23 protein-coding genes are annotated in these 21376 nt (G+C 35.4%); 1 reads left to right on the top strand and 22 read right to left on the bottom strand.

What is annotated here, in order from left to right; all coding sequences use genetic code 11:
- Nucleotides 1-6: 6 nt before the first annotated feature.
- The 19 genes from LDP15_RS00230 to glmU form a co-directional block, all read right to left on the bottom strand.
- Nucleotides 7-798 carry an RNA-binding protein gene (locus tag LDP15_RS00230; RefSeq protein ID WP_042230600.1) on the bottom strand — a complete coding sequence of 264 codons (792 nt, stop codon included), beginning with the start codon at nucleotides 796-798 and terminating at the stop codon, nucleotides 7-9.
- Nucleotides 795-1070, bottom strand: a complete 276-nt coding sequence (locus LDP15_RS00225; protein WP_010906174.1) for a YggT family protein — start codon at nucleotides 1068-1070, stop codon at nucleotides 795-797. The genes LDP15_RS00230 and LDP15_RS00225 overlap by 4 nt, the downstream gene beginning before the upstream one ends.
- On the bottom strand, nucleotides 1070-1660 hold the full coding sequence (locus tag LDP15_RS00220) for a cell division protein SepF (protein WP_003132390.1): 591 nt from the start codon (nucleotides 1658-1660) through the stop codon (nucleotides 1070-1072). The genes LDP15_RS00225 and LDP15_RS00220 overlap by 1 nt, the downstream gene beginning before the upstream one ends.
- Nucleotides 1661-1693: 33 nt before the next feature.
- Nucleotides 1694-2371 (bottom strand): YggS family pyridoxal phosphate-dependent enzyme, encoded by a 678-nt coding sequence (locus tag LDP15_RS00215; RefSeq protein WP_015427025.1) that lies wholly within the window; start codon nucleotides 2369-2371, stop codon nucleotides 1694-1696.
- A gap of 3 nt (nucleotides 2372-2374) precedes the next feature.
- Nucleotides 2375-3628, bottom strand: coding sequence for a cell division protein FtsZ (gene ftsZ, locus LDP15_RS00210; RefSeq protein ID WP_015427026.1), 1254 nt, complete (start codon nucleotides 3626-3628; stop codon nucleotides 2375-2377).
- A 30-nt stretch (nucleotides 3629-3658) separates the two neighbouring features.
- Entirely contained in the window at nucleotides 3659-5029 is a 1371-nt protein-coding gene (gene ftsA / locus LDP15_RS00205; protein WP_003132393.1) for a cell division protein FtsA, read from the bottom strand.
- Between the two features lie 160 nt (nucleotides 5030-5189).
- Nucleotides 5190-6059: a DegV family protein gene (locus LDP15_RS00200; protein WP_042230783.1), complete on the bottom strand. Its 870-nt coding sequence runs from the start codon at nucleotides 6057-6059 to the stop codon at nucleotides 5190-5192.
- Between the two features lie 112 nt (nucleotides 6060-6171).
- Nucleotides 6172-6900: a 23S rRNA (guanosine(2251)-2'-O)-methyltransferase RlmB gene (gene rlmB, locus LDP15_RS00195; RefSeq protein WP_015427028.1), complete on the bottom strand. Its 729-nt coding sequence runs from the start codon at nucleotides 6898-6900 to the stop codon at nucleotides 6172-6174.
- A 145-nt stretch (nucleotides 6901-7045) separates the two neighbouring features.
- The gene (locus tag LDP15_RS00190; RefSeq protein WP_225513401.1) at nucleotides 7046-8164 is read right to left on the bottom strand and encodes an FAD-binding oxidoreductase; all 1119 of its coding nucleotides are present in this window, start codon (nucleotides 8162-8164) and stop codon (nucleotides 7046-7048) included.
- Between the two features lie 130 nt (nucleotides 8165-8294).
- Nucleotides 8295-9140, bottom strand: coding sequence for an aldo/keto reductase (locus LDP15_RS00185; RefSeq protein ID WP_015427030.1), 846 nt, complete (start codon nucleotides 9138-9140; stop codon nucleotides 8295-8297).
- An 11-nt stretch (nucleotides 9141-9151) separates the two neighbouring features.
- On the bottom strand, nucleotides 9152-10480 hold the full coding sequence (locus LDP15_RS00180) for an MFS transporter (protein WP_015427031.1): 1329 nt from the start codon (nucleotides 10478-10480) through the stop codon (nucleotides 9152-9154).
- A 165-nt stretch (nucleotides 10481-10645) separates the two neighbouring features.
- Entirely contained in the window at nucleotides 10646-11524 is an 879-nt protein-coding gene (locus LDP15_RS00175) for a LysR family transcriptional regulator (RefSeq protein ID WP_057720511.1), read from the bottom strand.
- A 15-nt stretch (nucleotides 11525-11539) separates the two neighbouring features.
- On the bottom strand, nucleotides 11540-11944 hold the full coding sequence (locus tag LDP15_RS00170; protein WP_003130788.1) for a MerR family transcriptional regulator: 405 nt from the start codon (nucleotides 11942-11944) through the stop codon (nucleotides 11540-11542).
- 81 nt (nucleotides 11945-12025) lie between these two features.
- Nucleotides 12026-13336: a C1 family peptidase gene (gene pepC, locus LDP15_RS00165; RefSeq protein WP_225513400.1), complete on the bottom strand. Its 1311-nt coding sequence runs from the start codon at nucleotides 13334-13336 to the stop codon at nucleotides 12026-12028.
- A gap of 128 nt (nucleotides 13337-13464) precedes the next feature.
- On the bottom strand, nucleotides 13465-14058 hold the full coding sequence (gene yqeK, locus LDP15_RS00160; protein WP_015427033.1) for a bis(5'-nucleosyl)-tetraphosphatase (symmetrical) YqeK: 594 nt from the start codon (nucleotides 14056-14058) through the stop codon (nucleotides 13465-13467).
- Nucleotides 14059-14115: 57 nt separating this feature from the next.
- On the bottom strand, nucleotides 14116-14796 hold the full coding sequence (locus LDP15_RS00155) for a 5'-methylthioadenosine/adenosylhomocysteine nucleosidase (protein WP_015427034.1): 681 nt from the start codon (nucleotides 14794-14796) through the stop codon (nucleotides 14116-14118).
- 31 nt (nucleotides 14797-14827) lie between these two features.
- The gene (gene macP, locus LDP15_RS00150; protein ID WP_015427035.1) at nucleotides 14828-15106 is read right to left on the bottom strand and encodes a cell wall synthase accessory phosphoprotein MacP; all 279 of its coding nucleotides are present in this window, start codon (nucleotides 15104-15106) and stop codon (nucleotides 14828-14830) included.
- Nucleotides 15099-15683 (bottom strand): NUDIX hydrolase, encoded by a 585-nt coding sequence (locus LDP15_RS00145; RefSeq protein WP_015427036.1) that lies wholly within the window; start codon nucleotides 15681-15683, stop codon nucleotides 15099-15101. The genes macP and LDP15_RS00145 overlap by 8 nt, the downstream gene beginning before the upstream one ends.
- A gap of 104 nt (nucleotides 15684-15787) precedes the next feature.
- Complete coding sequence (gene glmU / locus LDP15_RS00140) at nucleotides 15788-17164, bottom strand: bifunctional UDP-N-acetylglucosamine diphosphorylase/glucosamine-1-phosphate N-acetyltransferase GlmU (RefSeq protein WP_015427037.1); 1377 nt, start codon at nucleotides 17162-17164, stop codon at nucleotides 15788-15790.
- A 227-nt stretch (nucleotides 17165-17391) separates the two neighbouring features.
- Between glmU and proC the strand changes: the two genes are divergently transcribed.
- Nucleotides 17392-18180 carry a pyrroline-5-carboxylate reductase gene (gene proC, locus LDP15_RS00135; RefSeq protein ID WP_015427038.1) on the top strand — a complete coding sequence of 263 codons (789 nt, stop codon included), beginning with the start codon at nucleotides 17392-17394 and terminating at the stop codon, nucleotides 18178-18180.
- A gap of 77 nt (nucleotides 18181-18257) precedes the next feature.
- Here the strand turns inward: proC and rpsO are convergent, their stop codons facing one another.
- The 3 genes from rpsO to LDP15_RS00120 all read right to left on the bottom strand — a co-directional run bounded on the left by rpsO (nucleotide 18258) and on the right by LDP15_RS00120 (nucleotide 21369).
- Entirely contained in the window at nucleotides 18258-18527 is a 270-nt protein-coding gene (gene rpsO, locus LDP15_RS00130) for a 30S ribosomal protein S15 (RefSeq protein ID WP_015427039.1), read from the bottom strand.
- Nucleotides 18528-18709: 182 nt separating this feature from the next.
- Complete coding sequence (pknB, locus tag LDP15_RS00125) at nucleotides 18710-20593, bottom strand: Stk1 family PASTA domain-containing Ser/Thr kinase (RefSeq protein ID WP_015427040.1); 1884 nt, start codon at nucleotides 20591-20593, stop codon at nucleotides 18710-18712.
- Nucleotides 20593-21369, bottom strand: coding sequence for a Stp1/IreP family PP2C-type Ser/Thr phosphatase (locus LDP15_RS00120; protein ID WP_015427041.1), 777 nt, complete (start codon nucleotides 21367-21369; stop codon nucleotides 20593-20595). Before LDP15_RS00120 ends, pknB begins: the two co-directional genes overlap by 1 nt.
- Nucleotides 21370-21376: the final 7 nt, after the last annotated feature.

Raw genomic sequence — 21376 nt, 5'->3', positions numbered from 1 at the left:
TAGAATCTATTTTTTTCGATTTCTTATAAGTTCTATTTCAACTCTCTGTTTTCCTTTTTTAGTAAAATTTAAAATCCTTAATATTTTGATACGCCCAAAACCTCGAACGCTAATCAAATCATCAAGACCAACAGAGAAATCTTTTTTATCAATTTCTAGGTAATTAACCTTAACCTTCTTTGATTCTAACATATTTGTAGCAATATTGCGAGAAATTTTGAAAGCGACTGCAATCATTTTATCAACTCTTAAGTTATCCACAAGAACAACTTCTCTGACAGCTTTATCTGTTTCTTCAACTAAGCTTTCCAAAGAAATTTCTTGAATTTTGACCGCTGCTCGCCCAATTTTTTCTATTGCTTTAAAACTCTCAACAAGATGTTTACTGACAAAAACTTGAATTTTATTGTCACTAACAATAATATCACCCAATTCTTGCCGTTTAACACCAGCCTGTCCCAAAAAAGTTCCAAGGACTTGGGCATGTGAAAGTTCTACAAATTTTGAAGCATAATTAATTTCAAGCAAAGAAATATCAAAGTCTTCTCTGTCAAGAACATAAAAATCTGGCGCCAAAATTATTTTGACTAATTCCGTTCTTGCTAGTTCCTCACTAGAAAAAATCTGAACATTTCTCTTATTTGCCAGTGTTTTTAAAATATCCACTTCTCGGGGATTAAGAAAAAATGTACTTATCACCGAATAAGATTCTTCTACTCGATTTATCCATTCTAAACAACGATCAATAAAATGCCTTTCCTTTTCTTGAAAGTGTTGATAGACATTTTCAGTAATCAATAGAATACTCCGTTAAATACAATAACAATAAATCTTTGAATAAATTTCAAAACAATAAAAGCAATAACGATTGAAAAATCTAATCCCCAAAATTGTAGAGGTAAATTTTCAAATAAACTTAAGTAGGGACGAGAAACTTTAACAATTATACGTCCAAACCAAGTTCCATAAAGAGTTGGTATCCAACTCATTAAGGCGTAAATAACTAGAATAATTGAATAAACATCAAGTAAGCGTAAAAGCCAATTTATTATTGTAAGTGTAATAAGCATTAGTAAATATCGTAACTTTCAAAATTTTGACCAGCTAAGATAGACATTTCTTTCGCTGCATCGACTGTGATATTTGCTGGAGTCATCAAGAAAATTTGACCACCAACATTTTGAATATCACCATCAAGAGTAAAGACCACCCCAGTCATGAAGTCAATTGAACGACGCGCTTGGGCGTCACCCATAAATTTAAAATTGACAAGGACACATTCACCGTTTTTCACGATGCGTGCTGATTCCATGATGTCTGCATAGGCACGTGGTTCTTTAATTGCAATAGTAGAAACCGTTGCAGCCACTGATTGAGATTGTGAAACGGTTTGTTGTTGTACGATTTTTTCAGGCATAGGTTTTGTGAATGTTGAACCAGCGCGTTTTGGCGCTGCTGTTTGTGTTTGTGCTTTTGAAGTTGATTGTGCAGGACGACGAGTCTGATATTCCGGCTGTGCTTTGCGTTCCTCAACCTTTGGTTTTGGCGTAGATGCCACCGTTGGCCTAGATTCTTGCACAGGACGTGCAGGTTCATTGAACTCTTCATCATCCTCTACAAAATAATCACGTAGATTATTCATCCAATCTTTAAATGCCATATTTTCCTCCGTTGTTTACGTTAATCTTAAGACTTATAGATTTTTAAAAAATTCTGTACCGATTCGAACAAAAGTTGCACCATTTTTAATGGCAATCTCATAATCTCTACTCATTCCCATACTTAATTCAGTACAAGGAATTCTTGAAAGATTCATTTCGGATATTTCAACTTGTAATTTTTTCATTCGTCCAAAAATGTCATTACATTCACTTTCAGTCGCATCAAACGGAGCCATTGTCATCAAACCAACAATCTCAATATTTTCCAATTCAGAAAACTCATGTAATATTTCCATAAGTTCATTGACAGAAAATCCATGTTTACTTTCCTCACCAGAAATGTTAAGTTCAATAAAACATTTAATGGTGTGTTCAGCACGTTTATTTATTTCCTGTGCTAATTTCAGAGAATCTAAAGCATGGAAATAATCAACATAATTAATAACTTGTTTAACCTTACGTCTTTGTAAATTACCAATTAAATGCCAAGTAATTTCTAAATCCTTAAGAGCTTCGTATTTTTCCAAAAAAAGTTCTGTTCGATTTTCCGCTAAATGTGAAACTCCATTTTCAAAAACTTCACGTGCAAGATTAGCATCAACAGATTTGGTCACAGCGACGACTGAAACTGACTGATTAGAATAAGAAGACGCAGCCTTTGCCGCATCTACATTACTCAGTATTCTTTTAACATTCTCTTTAATCGTCATTGGTTAGTTTTTACGGAAGAATGGTGGTGTGTCAAGATCTTCATCTGTTGTTGGAACTCCGCCGAAACTTGTTACTGAAGAAGTATCACGTGTGTTACTTACGTTTTGACGTGTTGAAGTTTCACGACGAATATCCCAATCTCCAAATGCAGAAGATTGATTTTGCCCTTGTGGAGCCACTTGCGTTTGTTGTTGACTTTGCATTGGACGGCTTGTTTGAGCATGTTGCATATTAGAATTGTGAGTCAAGTTAGGTTGACGACGTGGTTCAGGTTGCAAACCCAAAGCTTCGTCAGCATCTTCCTTAGCAACACCAGTTGCAACAACTGTTACACGGATTTCGTCTTTAAGGTTAGGGTCAATCGCTGTACCCAACATAATATTAACATCATTACCAGCTGCTTGGATAACAATTTCTGAAGCATCTTGTGCTTCAATCAAACTCATATCCATACCACCAGTAACATTCAAAAGAACATTTTCTGCGCCTTCGATTGTAGTTTCAAGAAGTGGTGAGTAAATTGCTTTACGAGTTGCTTCAATAACGCGTTCTTCACCAGTCGCAACACCGATACCCATAAGGGCATCACCTTTGTTTTCCATTACTGTTTTAACATCGGCAAAGTCAAGGTTAATCATTCCTGGGTTAGTAATCAAGTCAGTTACCCCTTGAACACCTTGACGTAAAACATTATCAGCTTCACGCAAAGCTTCAGTTAAAGGAGTTTTCTTATCAACAATTTCAAGCAAGTTATTGTTTGAAATAATGAGAAGTGTATCAACATTTGCACGAAGAGCTTCAATTCCTTCAGTTGCAAAGTATGAACGTTTTGATCCTTCAAAACCAAATGGACGAGTAACAACACCCACAGTCAAAGCGCCAAGTTCTTTAGCAATTTGTGCGATAACTGGTGCAGCACCTGTACCAGTTCCACCACCCATACCGGCAGTGATGAAAATCATATCTGAGCCTTCAAGGGCTTGTGATACTGTTTCAGCTGATTCTTCAGCTGCGCGTTTACCAACTTCAGGTTGTGCACCAGCACCCAAACCACGAGTCAATTTTGGCCCAAGTTGAATAACTGTATCTGCTTTTGAGCTACGCAATGCTTGTACGTCAGTATTAGCGGCGATAAATTCAACGCCAGAAACACCTTCTTCAATCATACGATTGATGGCATTACCACCACCGCCACCAACACCGATAACTTTAATTACAGCACCAGAAGTTAAGTCTGTATCAAATGAAAATTCCATGTTTTTATTTCTCCGTTTTTTACTTTCAGATTAATCAAAGAGATTGCCAAAGAAATTCTTGGCACGGTCAACGAGACCTTCTTTTTCTTCTTCAGGCTCAGAAGCTTTTTGAGCTACTACTGGACGTGCCTGAGGTTCAACGTAGAAATCATTTTCTACGTCAGCAACTGTTGTTGCTTGTGGTGTAATTGTTGGAACAGGAGCAACATAAGTTTCTTCTGTCGTCGTATAAGCATAATCACCAGAAAATGCTTGAGATACTAAAATATCAATATCACTACGATTTCCAATGTAATTAACAACACTAATCACTTGAGCAAATGCTGGATTACGTAATCCCATTTCGCCTGGAACAAAAAGTCGAGCATTTATTCCTAAGATTTTTGTTGCTAAATCAACAACACCAGGCATTGCAGCCGTTCCACCGACCAAAATCAAACCTCCAGGAGTTTCTGAAGTATGTCCGTGTTCCAAATCTTGACGTACACGATTAAAAACTTGAGTCATACGTGCTTCAATAATTTGTGAAAGATAATATTCTGTAATTTGTTCTGGTTCTTCTTTACCTACAACATCAACAAGGAAGTACTCATCTTGGCTAGCACGTTCTGTACTTGCTTCACCATAGTTGACTTTCAAATCTTCCGCTGCAGAAACAGAGGTGTTAAGAACTGTTGAAATATCTTTAGTTACATAATCGCCACCTTCGGGGCTAGTATGTGTAAATCTTAATGATTGTTCTTTAACGATGCTAACTGTTGTTTGTCCAGCACCCAAATCAACCATGATTGTTCCAAACTCACGTTCACCTTCTGTAAGCACGTATTGTGCCATTGCCAAAGGAGCAATTACAATATTGTCAACGAGCAATCCTGCGCGTTCAACAACTTTGCGAACATTATGAACAAGAGTTTTAGGTCCAGTGTAAACGACCCCACGAATCTCAAGACGTACACCAAACATTCCACGAGGGTCTGAAATACCTGTAAATCCATCAACTGTAAACTCTTTCGTTTCAACAGCGATAATTTCTCTTTCAGGAACAATCCCACGCATCAAAGCATTTTGAACAACTTGAATAACATCGTTATCCGTGATTTCTTTAGTATCACTGACAATAGGAACCATTCCTTGGCAAGGTTCCATTTCGAGGGAATTCGCTGGGATGCTCACGTTAATTCTGTCAATCGTGATTCCTGCGCGTTCTTCGGCAGCATTTACAGCTTTACGCAATGCTTGTGCCACCTTCTCAATATCTACAATAATTCCATTTTTAAGGCCATCGGATTTTGCATTTCCGACACCGATTATATTCATTTCACCTGAGACGTATTCAGCAACAAGCACCTTTATTGTGTTTGTCCCGATATCTACGCCTGTATAAAGTCCACTTTTGGCCATAAAAGCGACTCCTTTCCCTCACACATCACGATTCATATTTTTTTAATAAATTAGGTAAGTGTACAGATAATTTTGTATACAATTACACTCATTAATTATTTTAACATAAAATCACAGTAAAACAAGAGTTTAGCTGTGATTTTTTTCGTTTTTTATTGAATTATTCTCTACTTTTTCTACTTATTGAAAAAATTGCGATTGTCCCGTCACCTGTATGAGTTACAATTGTTGGACTAAGTGGACGAACATCGACATCACTAATCCCCTTTTTTTGCATGGCTTGTTTTTTAATTTCTTGTGCTATTTCATCTGTTCCAGAATAAGAGATAAGTAGGCGGGGATAGGCTGTATCCATCTCATCAAGACTCTTTTCAAGGAGTTGATTAATTGCTTTTTTCTTTCCTCGAACTTTGGTCACTTGCCGAAGTCTTCCCTCAGGGTCAACATCAAGAAGAGGTTTGATATTTGCCATTGTTCCAACGAGAGCAACAGCTTTAGGAATTCTTCCACCTCTTGCCAAATGGTTTAAGTCGTCAACCATGAAGCGACTTTGTAAACGTGGAATAATATCTGACAAAACTTCAAGCGTTTCTGTCAGTGTTTTTCCAGAGTCACGCAACTTTACAGTCTCTTCAACAAGAAAACCTTCTCCAGAAGCTGCTGCCAGTGTATCAACAACAGTGATTTTTGCAGAAGGGAATTCTTCTAAAACCATATCTTGAGCAATCAGAGCTGATTGATAAGTCCCAGAAAGTCCTGACGAAAAAGCAAGGTAAAGGAGTTCTTCATCTGCAGATGCAAATTTTTTAAAAACTTCTAAAAATTGTCCAGAATTAATTTGGGACGTGTGGACAGTAGCTCCTTTTTTTATTGCTGCAAGAAGCGTGGAATTATCTAATGCGGCTTCACCTATAGTTTCATAAGTTTCTTCTCCAACAGTTACAGTCATTCCCAAAACTGTAAGATGATGTTTTTTAATATAATACGGACTCAGGTCTGCTGTTGAGTCTGTCATGATTTGAAAAGTCATAATAATCCTTTCTGCTGTTTCAACTTGCTGATAATTTCTTGAATTTACTGACAGATTAGTCATACGTTTGGGCTTTAATGATTCCAAGCGCTAAAGCTTTCATCAGTAATTTTTATAGTCGATTTCTATAAATTTCGTACATCAAAATACTTGCGGCTACTGATGCATTTAAACTTTGAACGTGTCCTGTCATTGGAATTGTAATCATTTCGTCAACTTGTTTTTTAAGATTTTGGCCAATTCCATGCCCTTCGTTTCCGATAATCAAGGCAACTTTACCTTTGGTATTCCACTTACTGTAAACTGTGCCGTCCATGTCCGTTCCAAAAACCCAGAAATTAGCAGCTTTAAGTTTATCCAAGGTCTGAGAAAGATTAGTAACACGGACAATAGGGACATGTTGTAAAGCACCCGTTGAAGCTTTGACAGCCGTTGGAGTAATTCCAACGGCTCGGTGTTTAGGAATAATAATTGCATCGACTCCTGTAGCATCAGCTGTCCGAGCAATTGACCCTAAATTATGAGGATCTGTTAACTCATCTAAAATTAAAATTGTGGCATCTGATTTCTCGGCTAATGCTGGGAGAATCTTTTCTAAATCTGCATAAGCAAATTCGGACACTCTTGCCATAAAGCCTTGGTGAACACCGTTTTCTGTTAATTTATTTAATTCTGTTTTGGGTGTCCATGAAATATTAACTTTTTTAAGTCGTGCTAATTCTTTTATTTTTTCAACATTTTTACCACGTAAATCTTCTTGAACGTAAAGTTTGTTGACAAGGTCTCCATTTAAAGCTTCCGTGACCGCATGTAGTCCGTAAATCAAATCTGTATTTTCCATGAAATCATTATATCATTTTTAGACAAAAAAACCTGACTCAATTCGTTACTTTAGCTCATTATGTATCTGACAAAAAAATTATGTAAAACACCAAAAGTTCCTCTTCTAATGATTTACATAATTTTTTTGTGTGATAATAAGCCTTTTAATTGCTCGTTTTTTCTATATTAATATAATTTTTTATGTCTTTTTGATAATTTGAACTATCCCAAGAAATTTCTGGATGATTAAAATAATGGGCAAGTAAATAGGCGATATAAGGACCAGTAGTTAATCCAGATGACCCCAAAGCGCTGGCAAAAGCTAATGAAGAAAAGTCAGGGTGCGGACCAAAAAAAGGCGAAAAATCTGAAGAATAAGCACGTGTTCCCACACGATAATGATATGGAAAGTCAATTAGTTTTGTATCTGATAAGTAAGATTTGACCCCCTCTGTCAAGCTTTCAAAAGCTTCCTGACTCTCTGACAAATCCCAACCCTCTTCATTTTCATGGGTTGCTCCCAAAAGAACTTGACCATGTTGAAAGGGAATGATATCTGCAGCCCCTTCTAAAAATAAAACTGGCCATTTTTTTGTGTCAAAATCCGTTTGAAACGAAAGTAATTGTCCTTTTTGTGGCTTGACATCCACTTGTGTGCCAATTGATTCCAAAAGTTCTTTTAAAGCTGGCCCCGGGCATAAAACTAAATCATCTACCACTTCCGTCACACCTTCATGAATGACTTGCCATTTATCTAACGCTCGAGCAATCGTTGCCCGCTCTGAATAAAATTTGACCCCTCTTTTTTGAGCTCGCTTTTTTAATGACGATAAGTAAGCTTTCCCATCTAATCTTGCACCTCCTGAAAGATACAAACTTTCTCTTGGTTTTAATAATGGAAATAAAGCAACAGTTTCTTCCTCCGAGAGTCTCTTAATCTCACCCATCTCGGGAGCTTCTTTTTTTCTTTCAATTGCCAATTTTTCTAACTCAATTAAGTCTGATTTTTGTCGCAAAAAAAGAGTGCCACATTTTTCATAAACATCCTCAGTTAACTCAAAATCATTTTTCATTTTTTCAAAAAAAGCTGCACCATCTTTTGCTAATTGATACCATTTTTTATTTCTTCTTTTAGAAAGCCAAGGAGAAATAATCCCAGCACTTGCTTTAGTTGCCTGATTTTTTTCATCATCAAAAAGACTAATATCAAATTTATCAGTATCTAAATAATTGGCTAAGGTCATACCGATTATTCCGCCACCAATAATTGCAATTTTTTTCATCACATTCTCCTTTTTTTCAATGAAATATAGAAAAAATCAAGACCATCTAAGCTTGATTTTATTTTTTGTTTTAAAAGTTCTAACTCTCTAAAGTATATCACTTTTGCATAAAAGCGTGAGAATCTGTGCTTTAGTCTTCTAGTTTCCATGACAAAAAGTTTTTTTCTTGCTCCTCATAGGTCATCGTAAAATAAGGTTGTTTTTTATTTAATTTACGAATTTCTTTTATTTCGGAGCAGGATAATTCAAAATCAAAAATATTTATATTTTCTGCTAAATGTTCTTTTTGCGTTGAGCGTGGAAAAACAATAATTCCCTCTTGAATATGCCAACGCAAAATGATTTGTGCGACTGTTTTATTATATTTTTTAGCCATTTTTTTAAATATTTTTTCTTCAAGTAAGTTTTTATCGCCATGTCCCAGAGGATACCAACTTTCAATTTTTGTACCATAAGGTTTCAAAAATTCCCGTAATTCCACTTGTTGATGATAAGGATGAGTTTCTACTTGAATGACACTCGGTTTGATATCAGCAAAATTAAATAAATCAATTAATCTTTCTCCATCAAAATTTGAAATTCCAATTGATTTCACCTGTCCCTCTTTTACAGCATTTTCTAAAGCAATCCATGCTTTTCGATAATTTCCAACCTGTTGATGCAATAAGAGTAAATCAATTTGTTCAACTTTTAGGCGTTTTAGCATTCGCTCAATTGCTTCTTGTGCTTGCTCATAATCAGAAGGCCAAAGCTTGCTTGTAATCCAGATTTCAGAATTTGAAATTTCTGAGTCTTGAATTGCTTGACCGACAGAAGTTTCATTTTGATAAGCGTGCGCCGTATCCAGATGACGATAACCTAATTCCAAGGCAGTTTTTACAATATTTTGCGTTTCTGTTCCTTCTGGAAGCTGATAAAGTCCCAAACCGAATTGGGGAATGACATTGCCATCATTTAATGTTAATTTTGTTTGCATTTTTTCTCCTTTTATTTTTTATTATTGTCTGGTCTAGTAAAAATTAAGACAAGAAGGCCTACTGACAGAAAAGCGGTGATGAATCCCATGACCAAATGATAATAAGCACTTAAGTCAACAATATTTGAGCTAAATAACACAACAATAGATAAACCAACAGGTCCTCCAAGTTGATGCATCATATTTGTCAAACCTGATGCAGCTCCTGATAATTCTGGACTGACCTCTTCTACTCCCGCTGCCGTCAGCGGAGCAAGAAGCCAACCTTGCCCTAATCCAATAATCATCATTTGAAAAATCATCGCATAGAAATATCCCCATTCTGGTTGCGAAACTAATGACAAAATCATTCCAGTCAGTAAAATCACTTGTCCTAAGATCATTACTTTACTATTTCCTAATGCTCTAGTTAATCTAGGAAGAAAAAGAGCCGCAATAAAATTTACGATTGTTAAAGGAAGAAAAGCAAGTCCGGATTGCAATGGTGAAAAATGATACATTTTTTGCATAATCTGTGGCAGAATAAACCAGTAAGTCAACATTGCCATCATAAAGGCAAAGCGTGCAACATACGAACCCGACCGTACTTTATTTTTAAATAATTCTAAAGGAATTAATGCATAAGTTAACTTTTTTTCCCAAAGTATAAATAAGATAATTAAAATGAATGAGAGGATAATGATGAACAAATTACTTACCGTAATTCCGAAAACAAATAGGACTGAGATAAGGACTGACAGAAAACTTCCCAAAAAGTCAATTTTGCTAACTTTGATATCGCTTTGATGAACATTAACAAGAGTTAGGATAATTAATAATAAACTAAAAGGAACATTTAATAAAAAGCCAACACGCCATGAAAGAGCCGAAGTGAGCCAGCCACCTAGAATAAGTCCAAAACTTGAGCCAATTCCCGCAGTTGCTCCATAATATGAGATAGCTCTAACTCTTAAATCCCCTTTATATGTATCCATTAATAAAGCTAAACTTGTTGGAGCAAGAATAGCCGAACCAATCCCTTGAACTGCTCTGGCAATAATCATCATTTCTGAAGAAGTTGACAAACCGACAACTAAACTAGAAAATCCAAAAATGAAAAGTCCAAGAAGGAAAATTATTTTTCGCCCTAATAAATCACCCAGACGTCCTGCTAATAAAAGAAAACCACCAAACGTAATCGTATAAGCATTAGAAACCCAAGATAAAGTTGATTCATTCATTTTTAAATCTTGAGAAATTTTTAAGCTACTTGTAAATATTATTGAGTTATCCATTAAAATAAGGAAATAGGAAAACAAAATAATAAAAAGGATAAGACCAAATGTTTTTTTATTTTTCATAGATTTATTTTAAAATAAAAATTCACTGATTAGAAATGCTTATTTTAGTTCTTATTATGCTTTGTAAGCATAATACTGACAAAAAAGTTACTGACAGAGCTGTCTGAGAATAGCTGTTGACACTTTAGTCTTTACAAATATTCTCTAATTTCTGTCAGTAACTTTTTATTCATTATCTTGAAGATATTGCTTAATAAATGCTCTTGTAAGAGGAGTCAGTGGAATATTTTTTTTCCAAGCAAGCACACTTAAAGTTTTCACTTCCGGACTCAATGGAATAGCTTTTAAATCAGGATAATCTCGAATAAGCGCCCCTTCTGTAACAACTGCTTCGCCAATTCCTGCACGAGCAATTTCAAAAAGATGAAAACCGAGATTAAAGCCGCCAATAATTTCTAAATCACTCACTTGGCAGTCTGCCCAATCGGCTATAAATTGACGAACTTCTGGTCGTTCTGAAATTAATATTCTTTGCTTTTTAAATATTTCTGGACTTACTTCATCTAACTCTGCAAGTTCTGAATCGGATTGAGTGAGCATCATCCAACGTTCAGGAAAGCCAATTTTTTCAACATTATATTTTTCAGTTGATGTTGGCTCTAACAAAAAACCAACATCAACTAGTCCGTTGTCAATCTTCCATTTGATATCATCAGCATTCCCTGACAAAATTGTAAAAGTAATTGATGGATATTTATTTGTCAGTCTTTGGAGCGTTTTAGCGATACTGGAAGTTGTCCAACCTTCTAAAGCACCAATCGTCAGATGACCAGATAATTCTGCATTTTTTCGGTCTTCAAAAACTTGTACTGTTTTACTGGTCAGCTGTAAAATTTCTTCAGCCTTAATTTTAAGAAATTGTCCATCTTCAGTTAAGATCAGTTTTTTCCCATCACGCATAAAAAGTTGTGTATCTAGTTCGCGTTCAAGTTCTTTAATTTGTCTAGATAATGTTGGCTGCGTAATATATAACTGTTCAGCAGCTTTGGATACTGTTCCAGCAGTTGCAACTGTCCAAAAATATTTTAATAATCGAAGTTCCATTTATTCTTTTCCTATTTAAATCTTGATTGTTTCTTTTGAACTTTGGTTCAAATTAATTTCATTTGGCAACATCACTTCATCATAATTTTCAATTTTGAATGTCAAATAATCCAAGGCAGATTGCTTTTCAATAATTTCTGTTCTCAATTGTTCAACCTGGTTCTTCAAAATTTCAATTCTTTCTTCTTTCGTTTCGGGATTTCCCTCATTCACTAATGCCATATAACGGGTCAAAGGTTCAACTTGCACACCTGCATCTCGCATGTGTTTGACAAATTTCAAAGTTCTAATATTAGCTTCTGTAAAATTTCTTATTCCAGATTCTGTCCGTGTAATTTTAGGAATCAGCCCAATTCTTTCATAATACCTTATATTATCTGTTTTTATCCCCGATAATTCAGCAGCTTTTTTTATATTCATTCTTTTATTTTAACACTTGAAGTGAACTTTAAGTCAATAAAAAAACATTTAACCTAAAGTTAAATGTTCTTTGTTTGCAAATTAAGCTAAAGCACCCATTGGGTCCCATGGTAGAAGTACTTGAGGTTTCTCTTCGTAAGCAGCCAATTCTTCTTCAGTTAAAAGGTCTTTACGGACAACAATTTGATAAGTATATTCATCCATCCATTCATCAGAGGCAACAAAATATCCTTTTTGACCGGCATCTTTACCCCATGAATTTTCAACTTTCCATTTAGTTGAATTTCCGTCAGCATCTAAATCAACACCCGCTAAAACCATGGCATGCGTCATCAACGACTCACCATAATCAAGACGTCCTGCTTTGCTTTGAGTAAATTCAATATCCAATGAAGATTTGAAATCATAAGAATCCATTGTCAAAAGTCCTGCTGAACGATTTGATTCTTGATCCACGTCACAACCAAACCAAACTGTTTCACCAGCTTGCATTTGGGCAATGGCCAATTTTTTAAAGCGGTCCATTTCAACATTCAAATGTTTCACTTCTTTACCACCGACAACATTTCCCAAAAATTCAACTGTGTAGCTCTTATTATAAGGTTTGTCAGCAGTTGGAGCATTGATTACTGACACATAATTATTCAAATCAATTCCAACATATTCATTGTAAAATTCTTTTGGACTACCAACAAATTTTTTGTATTCATTATCTTTATTACGAAAAGCAAATTCAAAATTTTGTGGTGGCAAACCTAAAGTTACCGCAAGGAAATTAAAGACTTCTTGTAAAAGTTCTTCTTTAACTGCTTTAACATCTCCACCTTGCTCAATTGTATAACGCAAAATTTCAGCATCTTGACGGAGTAGTTTATTCAAGTATTGATTCAATTCACGTGAGCTACTTGAAGCTTGTGATTCAGGATAAACAGCTTTGGGAACAATTCCATATTTTTCAAAAATTGCAACCATCATATCCCATTGGCCGCCATCTTGTTGTGGTGTTTGTAAAAGGAATTTCAAACGACGATCGTCCATTTCAATATCACCAATAATTTGTTCCATGAACCAGTTTGATTTTTCATATTTATCCCAGAAGAAAGTATAAGCTTGTGAAAACTCAAAATCCTCTGTTTTAAATTCATTGATAAATTTATGACGGAAAGTGTTCAAAGCAGCAAACATCCAGCAACGTCCAGATTGTTTTTGATTCGTTACAGGGTCTTTTGTCAAGTCAATTGAAAACTCAGGCAAATTTGCAGCATGCGAACCACGGACTTCGAGTGATGAAAGCAAACCATTTTTAGTCACGGCATTTTCTACCGCACGCAATTTTGTATTTTCTGCAAAATTTTCGTAGAGTTTTTGTGTGAAATCTGATGTTACTGTCATAATACCTCCCAATAAATCGAAACTTCTGACAAAAGTTTCGATAAAAATAATCATTATCAATTTTTAATAATGATATTCTATTATTTTTTATATTCTTCTATTATAATCTAAATTATCAAAAAAATCAGCTAGTAAAGCTGATTTTCTAAATCTTTCTTTGCTTCTAAAAGCCATGGGTGGGCAACTTTCAATCCATCATCAATAATGAAATTAATATAATAAAGTGCCGCACTTTGCAAATTTACTGACAGAGCTGTCAGTAATCCCTGCCTAAATGGCGCATTATCTCCACCATCCCAGCTAATTTTGTCAGCAAGAAAAACAATCAAGTCCAATTCTGTAAAATTTTTTCTTAGGGTAGTATGACATTCAATTGCTGACAGAACTTGTTCATCAGTAATTTTAAAATGTTGGCTCGCCAAATACTTAGAAAGTTTCTGATGAATAATTAATGGAAATTCACGCTCTTCTGTCAGTAATTCGATATTAAAAATTTCTGCTTTTTCTACTCTTTGATCATTTGGATAAATTCCACCAATATCATGTAAAAGTCCTGCAATAAAAGCTTGCGAACGTCTTTCATTAGAATCAGTTAATTTTTCTGTCAGTGCCTCAGCCGTCTTTGCCACTGCCAAACAGTGCTCAAACAATTGGTCATTATTCAAAAAAATATTAACTTCCTCAATTAAGAGTTCTAACCTTTTATCCTTGATTTCTCCCATTTCACTTCCTCTTAGTTCTCATAAAAAGAAAAATCTATCAAAAGATAGATTCCAATTTTATACCATTTCTTCGAGTAAACGAATCAAGCCCTCAGCTGATTTTTTCCCTGCTTCAATAATAAATTTATCAAAATTAATATTAGCATCATGGTCAGCAGTATCAGACATCGCACGAATAATTACAAATGGTTTTCCAAGTGCTGTTGCAGCTTGAGCAATAGAAGCCCCTTCCATTTCAACGGCTAAAACATCTGGAAAATGCTCTTTAATCTCAGCTATTTTACTAGAGCTACTGATAAAACTATCCGAACTAGTAATCAATCCAACATGCACATTTTCTAAAACTTTTTTCAATTCAGAAACAAAATACTTACTTGATTCAAAGTATAAAGGTTGTTGAGCCATTTGCCCATAAGCATAACCAAAAGCAGTAACATCAACATCATGATAAGCAAGTTTATCAGCAACCACAACATCACCAATTGCTAAACCTTGAGCAACTGCTCCCGCTGAGCCGGTATTGATAATGGCGTCGACATCAAAAATGTCAACCAAAAATCCAACTGCCAAAGCAGACATCACTTTACCAATTCCAGATTGGACAAGGACCACTTCATGCCGGCCAATTGAACCTGTATGAAAAACTAAACCATGACGAGTATGTTTTTCTGCATTTTCTAAGTTTTCAACAAGTATGCGAATTTCTTCATCCATCGCACAAATAATTCCTATTTTCATTTTTTTACCTTTTTTCTAATCTTTTTACTCTCTAAAAGTAGTACAAAAAGAAAGCTACTGCCAATAGAACAACAATTAATGTAACGATGAAAAGCCATTTATTAATTACTTTCCCACGTTTTTGAGCCTTGGCATTTTCAATTCTTCGACTTTTATAAACAGCATTTTTGCTTAAATTTTTCTCAATACTATCGTATTTTTCAGCGATTTCAGTATCTTCTTCAAGCTCTCTTTGCAATCTGCGTTCAAGATTTTTCTTATCCTGTTTTGCTTGTTCAATTACTTCGTCTGTTAAAAGAGGTTTAGGCATTATTTTCAAGCTCCTTTTTCAAATATTGCATTTCCCAATACCAAATAGCCATAATTGTTTTTGCATCCGCAATTTGTTCAAGTTCAATCATTTTTTTTGCTTCGCTTAAAGTGACTTCAATTTGTTCCAAAAATTCACCATCATCAGCGGGTTTTGGATGTTCCACTTTTGTTAAATTTGATGAGAAATAGACAAATGTTTTCTCTGATGAAAAACCGGGTGTCCCATAAAAAACTGTAATTTCTGTCAAATCTTGCGCCAGATATCCAGTCTCTTCTTCGAGCTCTCTTAAGGCCGCAGCTTTGGGATCTTTTTCTTCACCTTTTTCAAGTTTTCCTGCCGGAATTTCAAAAATAAATTTTTCCAATGCTTTACGATATTGACCAACTAAAATCATCTTATTGTTGTGAACAGGTGCAATCGCTGTTCCTCCATTATGAAAAACAAGTTCTCTAAAACTCTCTTGCCCATCATACAAAGAAACTACATCTTTTACAACATGAAAAATCTTCCCACTAAAAATTTCTTCTCTAGCTAAAGTTTTTTCTTCAAATTTTTTATCATCAAAATTTAACATTGTGTCCTTTCTTCCGAAAACTTCTTTAAAGAATTTAAAGAATAGTTTTCTCATCAAAATCGAAGGAAAGAGCTTCAGGAGAAACTCTTTCTTTTATTTGTTAATTATTGACCACGATAATGTGGCATTTTTTTAGCACGTCCAAGTTTATTCACTTGTTTTCCACGTCCAATTTCAACTGCTTCATCTGGTACATCTTCTGTTACAACAGAGCCTGCTGCTGTTAAGGCATTTTTACCGATATGCAATGGAGCAATAATTGTTGAATTCGAACCAATAAAGGCAAAGTCATCAATTTCAGTATTGAATTTATTTTTACCATCAAAGTTTGCTGTAATTGTTCCAGCACCAAAGTTCACTTTCTCACCAACCGTTGCATTTCCAATATAAGTTAAGTGACCAGCTTTTGTACCTTTACCAAGCGTTGAACCTTTAATTTCGACAAAGTTTCCAACATGAACTTCTTCGCTCAAAACAGTTCCGGGACGCAAGTGAGCATAAGGCCCTACATTACTTCCAACACTCATTCTGCTTTCTTCAACCGTTGAATTACGAATCTCACAATTTGAATGAATTTCTGAATTTTCAATACGGCTACCATTTGTAATCAAAACATTTTTACCAATAAAGGTATTTCCTTTTATTGTTACATTTGCTTCAATCACAGTTTCTTCACCAATCTTAACTTCACTGTCAATATAAGTTGTCGCAGGGTCAATAAGCGTTACACCATTGACCATATGTTGATGATTGATTCGTTTGCGCATCGTCAACTCAGCTTGTGAAAGGGCAACACGGTCATTAACTCCTAAACTTTCGTCAAAATCATCAAGAATATGAGCCGCTACCGTTTGACCAGCTTTTTTGAAAATTTCAATGACATCTGTTAAATAATACTCTCCTTGGGCATTATCAGTTGTGATTTCATTCAAGGCTTTGAAAAGTGACTTATTATCAAAAATGTAAGTTCCAGTATTAATTTCGGTAATTGATTTTTCAAAATCATTCGCATCTTTTTGCTCAACAATCTTTTCTACTGAGCCATTTTCATCACGAATAATTCGTCCATATCCTGTTGGATTTGGTGCAATTGCTGTCAAGATAGTTGCTGTTGCATTTTGTGCAAAGTGATAATCAAAAAGTGCTTCTAACGTTTGTCCAGTAATTAATGGTGTATCACCAGCAATAACAAGAGTTGCTCCATCTTCATTTGCTAATAAATCCGCAGCAATCCGAACGGCATGACCCGTTCCCAATTGCTCAACTTGTTTCACAAATTGAGTCCCTTTAGGTAAAGTTGCAATCACACGATCCGCTTCATGACCAACAATCACTACATTTTTAGCAATTTCTACTTCAGAAACACTTGTAAGAACATGAGCAAGCATTGATTTTCCAGCCACTTGATGTAAGACCTTCGGAAGTGCTGATTTCATACGAGTTCCTTTACCAGCCGCTAGGACAATTGCGAATTTATTCATAGATTTCTCCTTTATTATTACAAATAAAATAAAATGTTTACCTAATTATACCATAATCAAGGGGCATTTTCGTTATCTTTTTAATTCAAATCCTCTCAATATGCGCTAAATATACAAGCTAGTACTAAGATTTAGAAAAAATCTGATTTATTTTACGATGCTACTAAAGTGATTTATTATTACTTTTTATGATAAAATGGACGAAAAGAAAAGAAGGGATTTTATTTATGAAAACAATAGGTTTTATTGGAGTTGGAAAAATGGCAACAGCTATTATTTCTGGACTTGACAAAAATAAATTCAAAATCATTATTTCCGGACACAATTTAACAAAAACTCGAAATCAAGCGGAAACTCTTAATGTTACGGCTGCAAGTAATCATGAAGAACTCGTTCAAGAATCTGATTTTATCATTCTATCAGTTAAACCTCAAGTACTTCCCTCTGTTTTAAGTAAATTAATCAATCATTTAACTAAAGATAAAACATTAATTTCAATTGCTGCGGGACTCACTTTATCTGACTTGAAACATCTGGCTGATTCAGAAAATCAACCGATCATCCGAGTGATGCCAAATATCAATGCACAAATCGGTCAGTCAACATCAGCCATTGTCAAAAATGAATTTGTTGATGATTCTGCTTATGCTACAGTTCAAGAAATTTTTAAATCAACTGGTTCTGTCCATGAAATTGCTGAAAAAGATTTTTCAACATTTGCAGCAATTGCCGGTTCAAGCCCTGCTTTTATTTATATGTTCATTGATGCCATGGCACGTGCCGGTGTATTGCATGGTATTCCTAAAGATCAAGCCACAGCAATTGTTGCCGAAACGGTTCGCGCTTCAGCTGAAATGATTCTCCAAAGTGGTGAAAATCCTTGGTCATTAGTCGATAAAGTCTCAAGTCCTGGTGGAACTACTGTCGCTGGTGTGGTAAGTTTAGAACAAAATCATTTTATCGGAACAGTTATTGATGCTATTAGCGCTACTATCGAAAAAGAAAAAAATCTTTAAAAATAAAAAAACTAGAAGGAAAATGCTCCTTTTAGTTTTTATTTTATAAAATAAAAAATGCCATATGGCATTTTTTATTAACGACGAAGTCCCAATGAAGCGATAAGTTCACGGTAACGTTGAACGTCTTTTTCACGAAGGTATCCAAGAAGGTTACGACGGTGACCGATTTTTTTCATCAAACCACGTTGAGTTGCGTGGTCTTTTTTATGAGATTTGATGTGGTCGTTAAGGTGGTTAATTTCCCAAGTCAATACAGCGATTTGTACTTCAGGTGAACCAGTATCGCCTTCTTTACGAGCGTATTGAGCGATGATTTCTTGTTTTTTTTCTTTTGAAATTGCCATGAGTTTTTTCTCCTTTATTTGTATTGCCCAGTCCGAGTGACAGCTTGGCAAGCATGAAACCAAGAACGGGTTGTAAAAAACTACTCTACCATGATACACTTTTTTGCCTAATTTTACAAGCTTCTTGTAAATTAACTTATTTATCAAAAAACTAGGAACACGAGATTCCTAGTCTATTTTTCTCAACTACTTGATGACGTTGTTGAAGATTCTTTGTTGCTATTGTTGTTATCTGTTGACGGCTGACTTGTTGTAGAGCTTGAAGTACTTGAAGTTGTGCTTGACGAAGTTTCAGGCGTCGTTGTTGATTCAGAAGTTGTTGAACTTGAACTTGGAGCAGTATAGACGCTATAAGTGACTACAATTTCTTGAGTTGGATCAACAGACGCTCCAACAGTCGGATAAACAGAATATACATAACCGTCAGCTTGTTGACTCGTTGTTGCTTGAGGGTCTAGTGTAATATTAGTGAATCCTGCAGCTTTTAAAGCAGCTTGATACTGTGAATAAGTCATATATTGACCGTTCGGTTTATAATCCGGAACTTCAACTTGTTTTCCACTTGAAACTTCAAAGGTAATTTTTTCACTCCCTTTGGTATCAAAACTAGAACCTTTTTTAGGGCTTTGTTTAATGATTGTACCTGCTGGGTAAGAATCACTAGGAACGGAAGTTTGAGTGACTTGGCTTTCATCAATACCATAATCCTTAAGTAATGTTGCCATCGCCTCATCAATCTTTTCACCGACAAAGTCCTTCATTTTGATGATATCTTCATTTCCCGTAGAAACATAAATATCAACGGAGCTATTAGATCTCACGGTTGTTCCACTAGTTGGATCAGTCTTGATAACATTTCCTTCAGCAATCGTTGAACTTTGTTGTTTATGAACTGTTCCTACTTTAAGTTTTGCATCTTTAATTTTGCTTTTTGCTTGGCTAAGTGTCGAGTTTGTCACATTAGGTATCTTAACATTAGTTGGTGTTGAGACAACCCAAGCCAAAGTAGCACCGCCAACAACTAAAAGAAGGATAACAAGACCAATAATCAAGCCTTTTTTAGATTTTTTGTTTTTATTTCCTACTTCTGAGCTTGCAGCCTTTTCATCTGTTTGTGAATCATTATCTTCTTTTTTATCAATCAGAGGCTTGGTGTCATAAGGATTAATTAGATTGGCAGGCATAATTTTTGTTTCATCATGATCCTTATTGAAAACTAATTTTTCTTCCCCACGACGGTCAAGACTCGTTGAAGTTGCCACATCAGTCATCATTTCTTCTACATCAGTATAGCGATTTTTAATATCTTTCGCTGTAGCTTTAATGACGACATTTTCCAAAGCTTGCGGAACTTCTGGATTGAGATTAATGATGCTTGGAATACTCTCTTGGAAATGTTTTAGAGCGATAGCAACTGCAGAATCTCCATCAAATGGAATTTGACCTGTTAAAAGCTCAAATAAAATAATTCCAATCGCATAAATATCTGATTGAACAGTTGCATTTGAGCCACGCGCTTGCTCTGGTGATAAATAATGAACTGAACCAAACATTGTATTTGTTTGAGTAAGTGAAGTTTCAGAGAGTGCCTTCGCAATTCCAAAATCCGTTACTTTTACAGTTCCACTACTGGAAACTAAAACATTTTGTGGTTTTAAATCCCGGTGAATAATACCATGTGAATGGGCCATGTCCATTGCTGATAAAATTTCCGTAATAATTTCAATAGCTTCATCATTGGCTAAAGGTGCATTTTGATTGATGTATTGTTTAAGTGTCATGCCGTCAACAAATTCCATAACAATGTATTGTTGACTTTCAAATTCACCAACATCAGAAATACCTACGATATTTGGATGTGAAAGTTCTGCCATGGCGAATGCTTCTCGCTGAAAACGAGCAATCGCGATGTCATCATTTTCAAAATTTGAACGTAGCACTTTTATTGCAACCAAGCGGTCACCAAGAAAAGTATCCTCACCTTGATAAACATTCGCCATTCCGCCGCGTCCGATTTCTTTGATAATCCGATAACGATCGGCAAAGATTTTACCGATTTGAATCATCAACTAACCTCCTGCGTTGGTGTTTCGCTTTCTGACGTTTCATCATACTTAATCAAAACGACGGTAATATTATCCAAACCTCCATGTTCATTGGCTAAACGAACTAAAGCTTCAGATTTATTATCTAAGGTTAAATCTTCCCGCTCTAAAACTTCCATAATTTCGGTAGTTGAAACCATGTTTGTTAACCCATCGGAGTTCATCAAAATAATGTCCCCAACTTGAAGTTCTAAAACTTGAATATCTGCTTGAACTTCACTAGTTTGCCCAAGTGAACGAGTAATGATATTTTTATTCGGATGAACTTCAGCTTCCTCTTCGGTAATTTGTCCTGCATCTACAAGCTCTTGAACTAAAGAATGGTCTGTGGTTATTTTATTTAATTCACCATCGCGCATTAAATAAGTTCGGCTATCACCTACATGGGCAGAAATGAGCATTCCTGCTTTAATAACCAAGGCTTCAAGAGTTGTTCCCATTCCTTGGTATTCATCAAGTTTTCCAAGGCTGGCAATATTTTCATTTTCATTACGAACTTGATTTTTTAGCCAAATCTCAAGAGTTGCTTCTGGTGTTCCCGCATCAAAAAATGTCTCTGACCAAAGTTTGCCGAGATCTTCTACGGTAAGTTTACTTGCGACATTACCTGCTTTGTGTCCTCCCATGCCATCAGCTAATAAAAAGAGCTGATAACCTGCACGGTTGAAATAAGTACCGGCATAGTCTTGATTAGTACTACGTTTTGAACCGATATCTGATAAAATACTGTATTCCACTTTTTCT

The organism is Lactococcus sp. SK2-659, from assembly GCF_020218185.2.
GTDB lineage: Bacteria > Bacillota > Bacilli > Lactobacillales > Streptococcaceae > Lactococcus > Lactococcus lactis.
This window is presented reverse-complemented; position numbering and strand designations above follow the sequence as displayed.

What these genes read in the sequence shown, in the direction of transcription:
- LDP15_RS00225 (WP_010906174.1), bottom strand. Translation starts at nt 1,070, where the DNA reads ATGCTTATTACACTTACAATAATAAATTGGCTTTTACGCTTACTTGAT.
- LDP15_RS00220 (WP_003132390.1), bottom strand. Translation starts at nt 1,660, where the DNA reads ATGGCATTTAAAGATTGGATGAATAATCTACGTGATTATTTTGTAGAG.
- LDP15_RS00215 (WP_015427025.1), bottom strand. Translation starts at nt 2,371, where the DNA reads ATGACGATTAAAGAGAATGTTAAAAGAATACTGAGTAATGTAGATGCG.
- ftsZ (WP_015427026.1), bottom strand. Translation starts at nt 3,628, where the DNA reads ATGGAATTTTCATTTGATACAGACTTAACTTCTGGTGCTGTAATTAAA.
- ftsA (WP_003132393.1), bottom strand. Translation starts at nt 5,029, where the DNA reads ATGGCCAAAAGTGGACTTTATACAGGCGTAGATATCGGGACAAACACA.
- LDP15_RS00200 (WP_042230783.1), bottom strand. Translation starts at nt 6,059, where the DNA reads ATGACTTTTCAAATCATGACAGACTCAACAGCAGACCTGAGTCCGTAT.
- rlmB (WP_015427028.1), bottom strand. Translation starts at nt 6,900, where the DNA reads ATGGAAAATACAGATTTGATTTACGGACTACATGCGGTCACGGAAGCT.
- LDP15_RS00190 (WP_225513401.1), bottom strand. Translation starts at nt 8,164, where the DNA reads ATGAAAAAAATTGCAATTATTGGTGGCGGAATAATCGGTATGACCTTA.
- LDP15_RS00185 (WP_015427030.1), bottom strand. Translation starts at nt 9,140, where the DNA reads ATGCAAACAAAATTAACATTAAATGATGGCAATGTCATTCCCCAATTC.
- LDP15_RS00180 (WP_015427031.1), bottom strand. Translation starts at nt 10,480, where the DNA reads ATGAAAAATAAAAAAACATTTGGTCTTATCCTTTTTATTATTTTGTTT.
- LDP15_RS00175 (WP_057720511.1), bottom strand. Translation starts at nt 11,524, where the DNA reads ATGGAACTTCGATTATTAAAATATTTTTGGACAGTTGCAACTGCTGGA.
- LDP15_RS00170 (WP_003130788.1), bottom strand. Translation starts at nt 11,944, where the DNA reads ATGAATATAAAAAAAGCTGCTGAATTATCGGGGATAAAAACAGATAAT.
- pepC (WP_225513400.1), bottom strand. Translation starts at nt 13,336, where the DNA reads ATGACAGTAACATCAGATTTCACACAAAAACTCTACGAAAATTTTGCA.
- yqeK (WP_015427033.1), bottom strand. Translation starts at nt 14,058, where the DNA reads ATGGGAGAAATCAAGGATAAAAGGTTAGAACTCTTAATTGAGGAAGTT.
- LDP15_RS00155 (WP_015427034.1), bottom strand. Translation starts at nt 14,796, where the DNA reads ATGAAAATAGGAATTATTTGTGCGATGGATGAAGAAATTCGCATACTT.
- macP (WP_015427035.1), bottom strand. Translation starts at nt 15,106, where the DNA reads ATGCCTAAACCTCTTTTAACAGACGAAGTAATTGAACAAGCAAAACAG.
- LDP15_RS00145 (WP_015427036.1), bottom strand. Translation starts at nt 15,683, where the DNA reads ATGTTAAATTTTGATGATAAAAAATTTGAAGAAAAAACTTTAGCTAGA.
- glmU (WP_015427037.1), bottom strand. Translation starts at nt 17,164, where the DNA reads ATGAATAAATTCGCAATTGTCCTAGCGGCTGGTAAAGGAACTCGTATG.
- proC (WP_015427038.1), top strand. Translation starts at nt 17,392, where the DNA reads ATGAAAACAATAGGTTTTATTGGAGTTGGAAAAATGGCAACAGCTATT.
- rpsO (WP_015427039.1), bottom strand. Translation starts at nt 18,527, where the DNA reads ATGGCAATTTCAAAAGAAAAAAAACAAGAAATCATCGCTCAATACGCT.
- pknB (WP_015427040.1), bottom strand. Translation starts at nt 20,593, where the DNA reads ATGATTCAAATCGGTAAAATCTTTGCCGATCGTTATCGGATTATCAAA.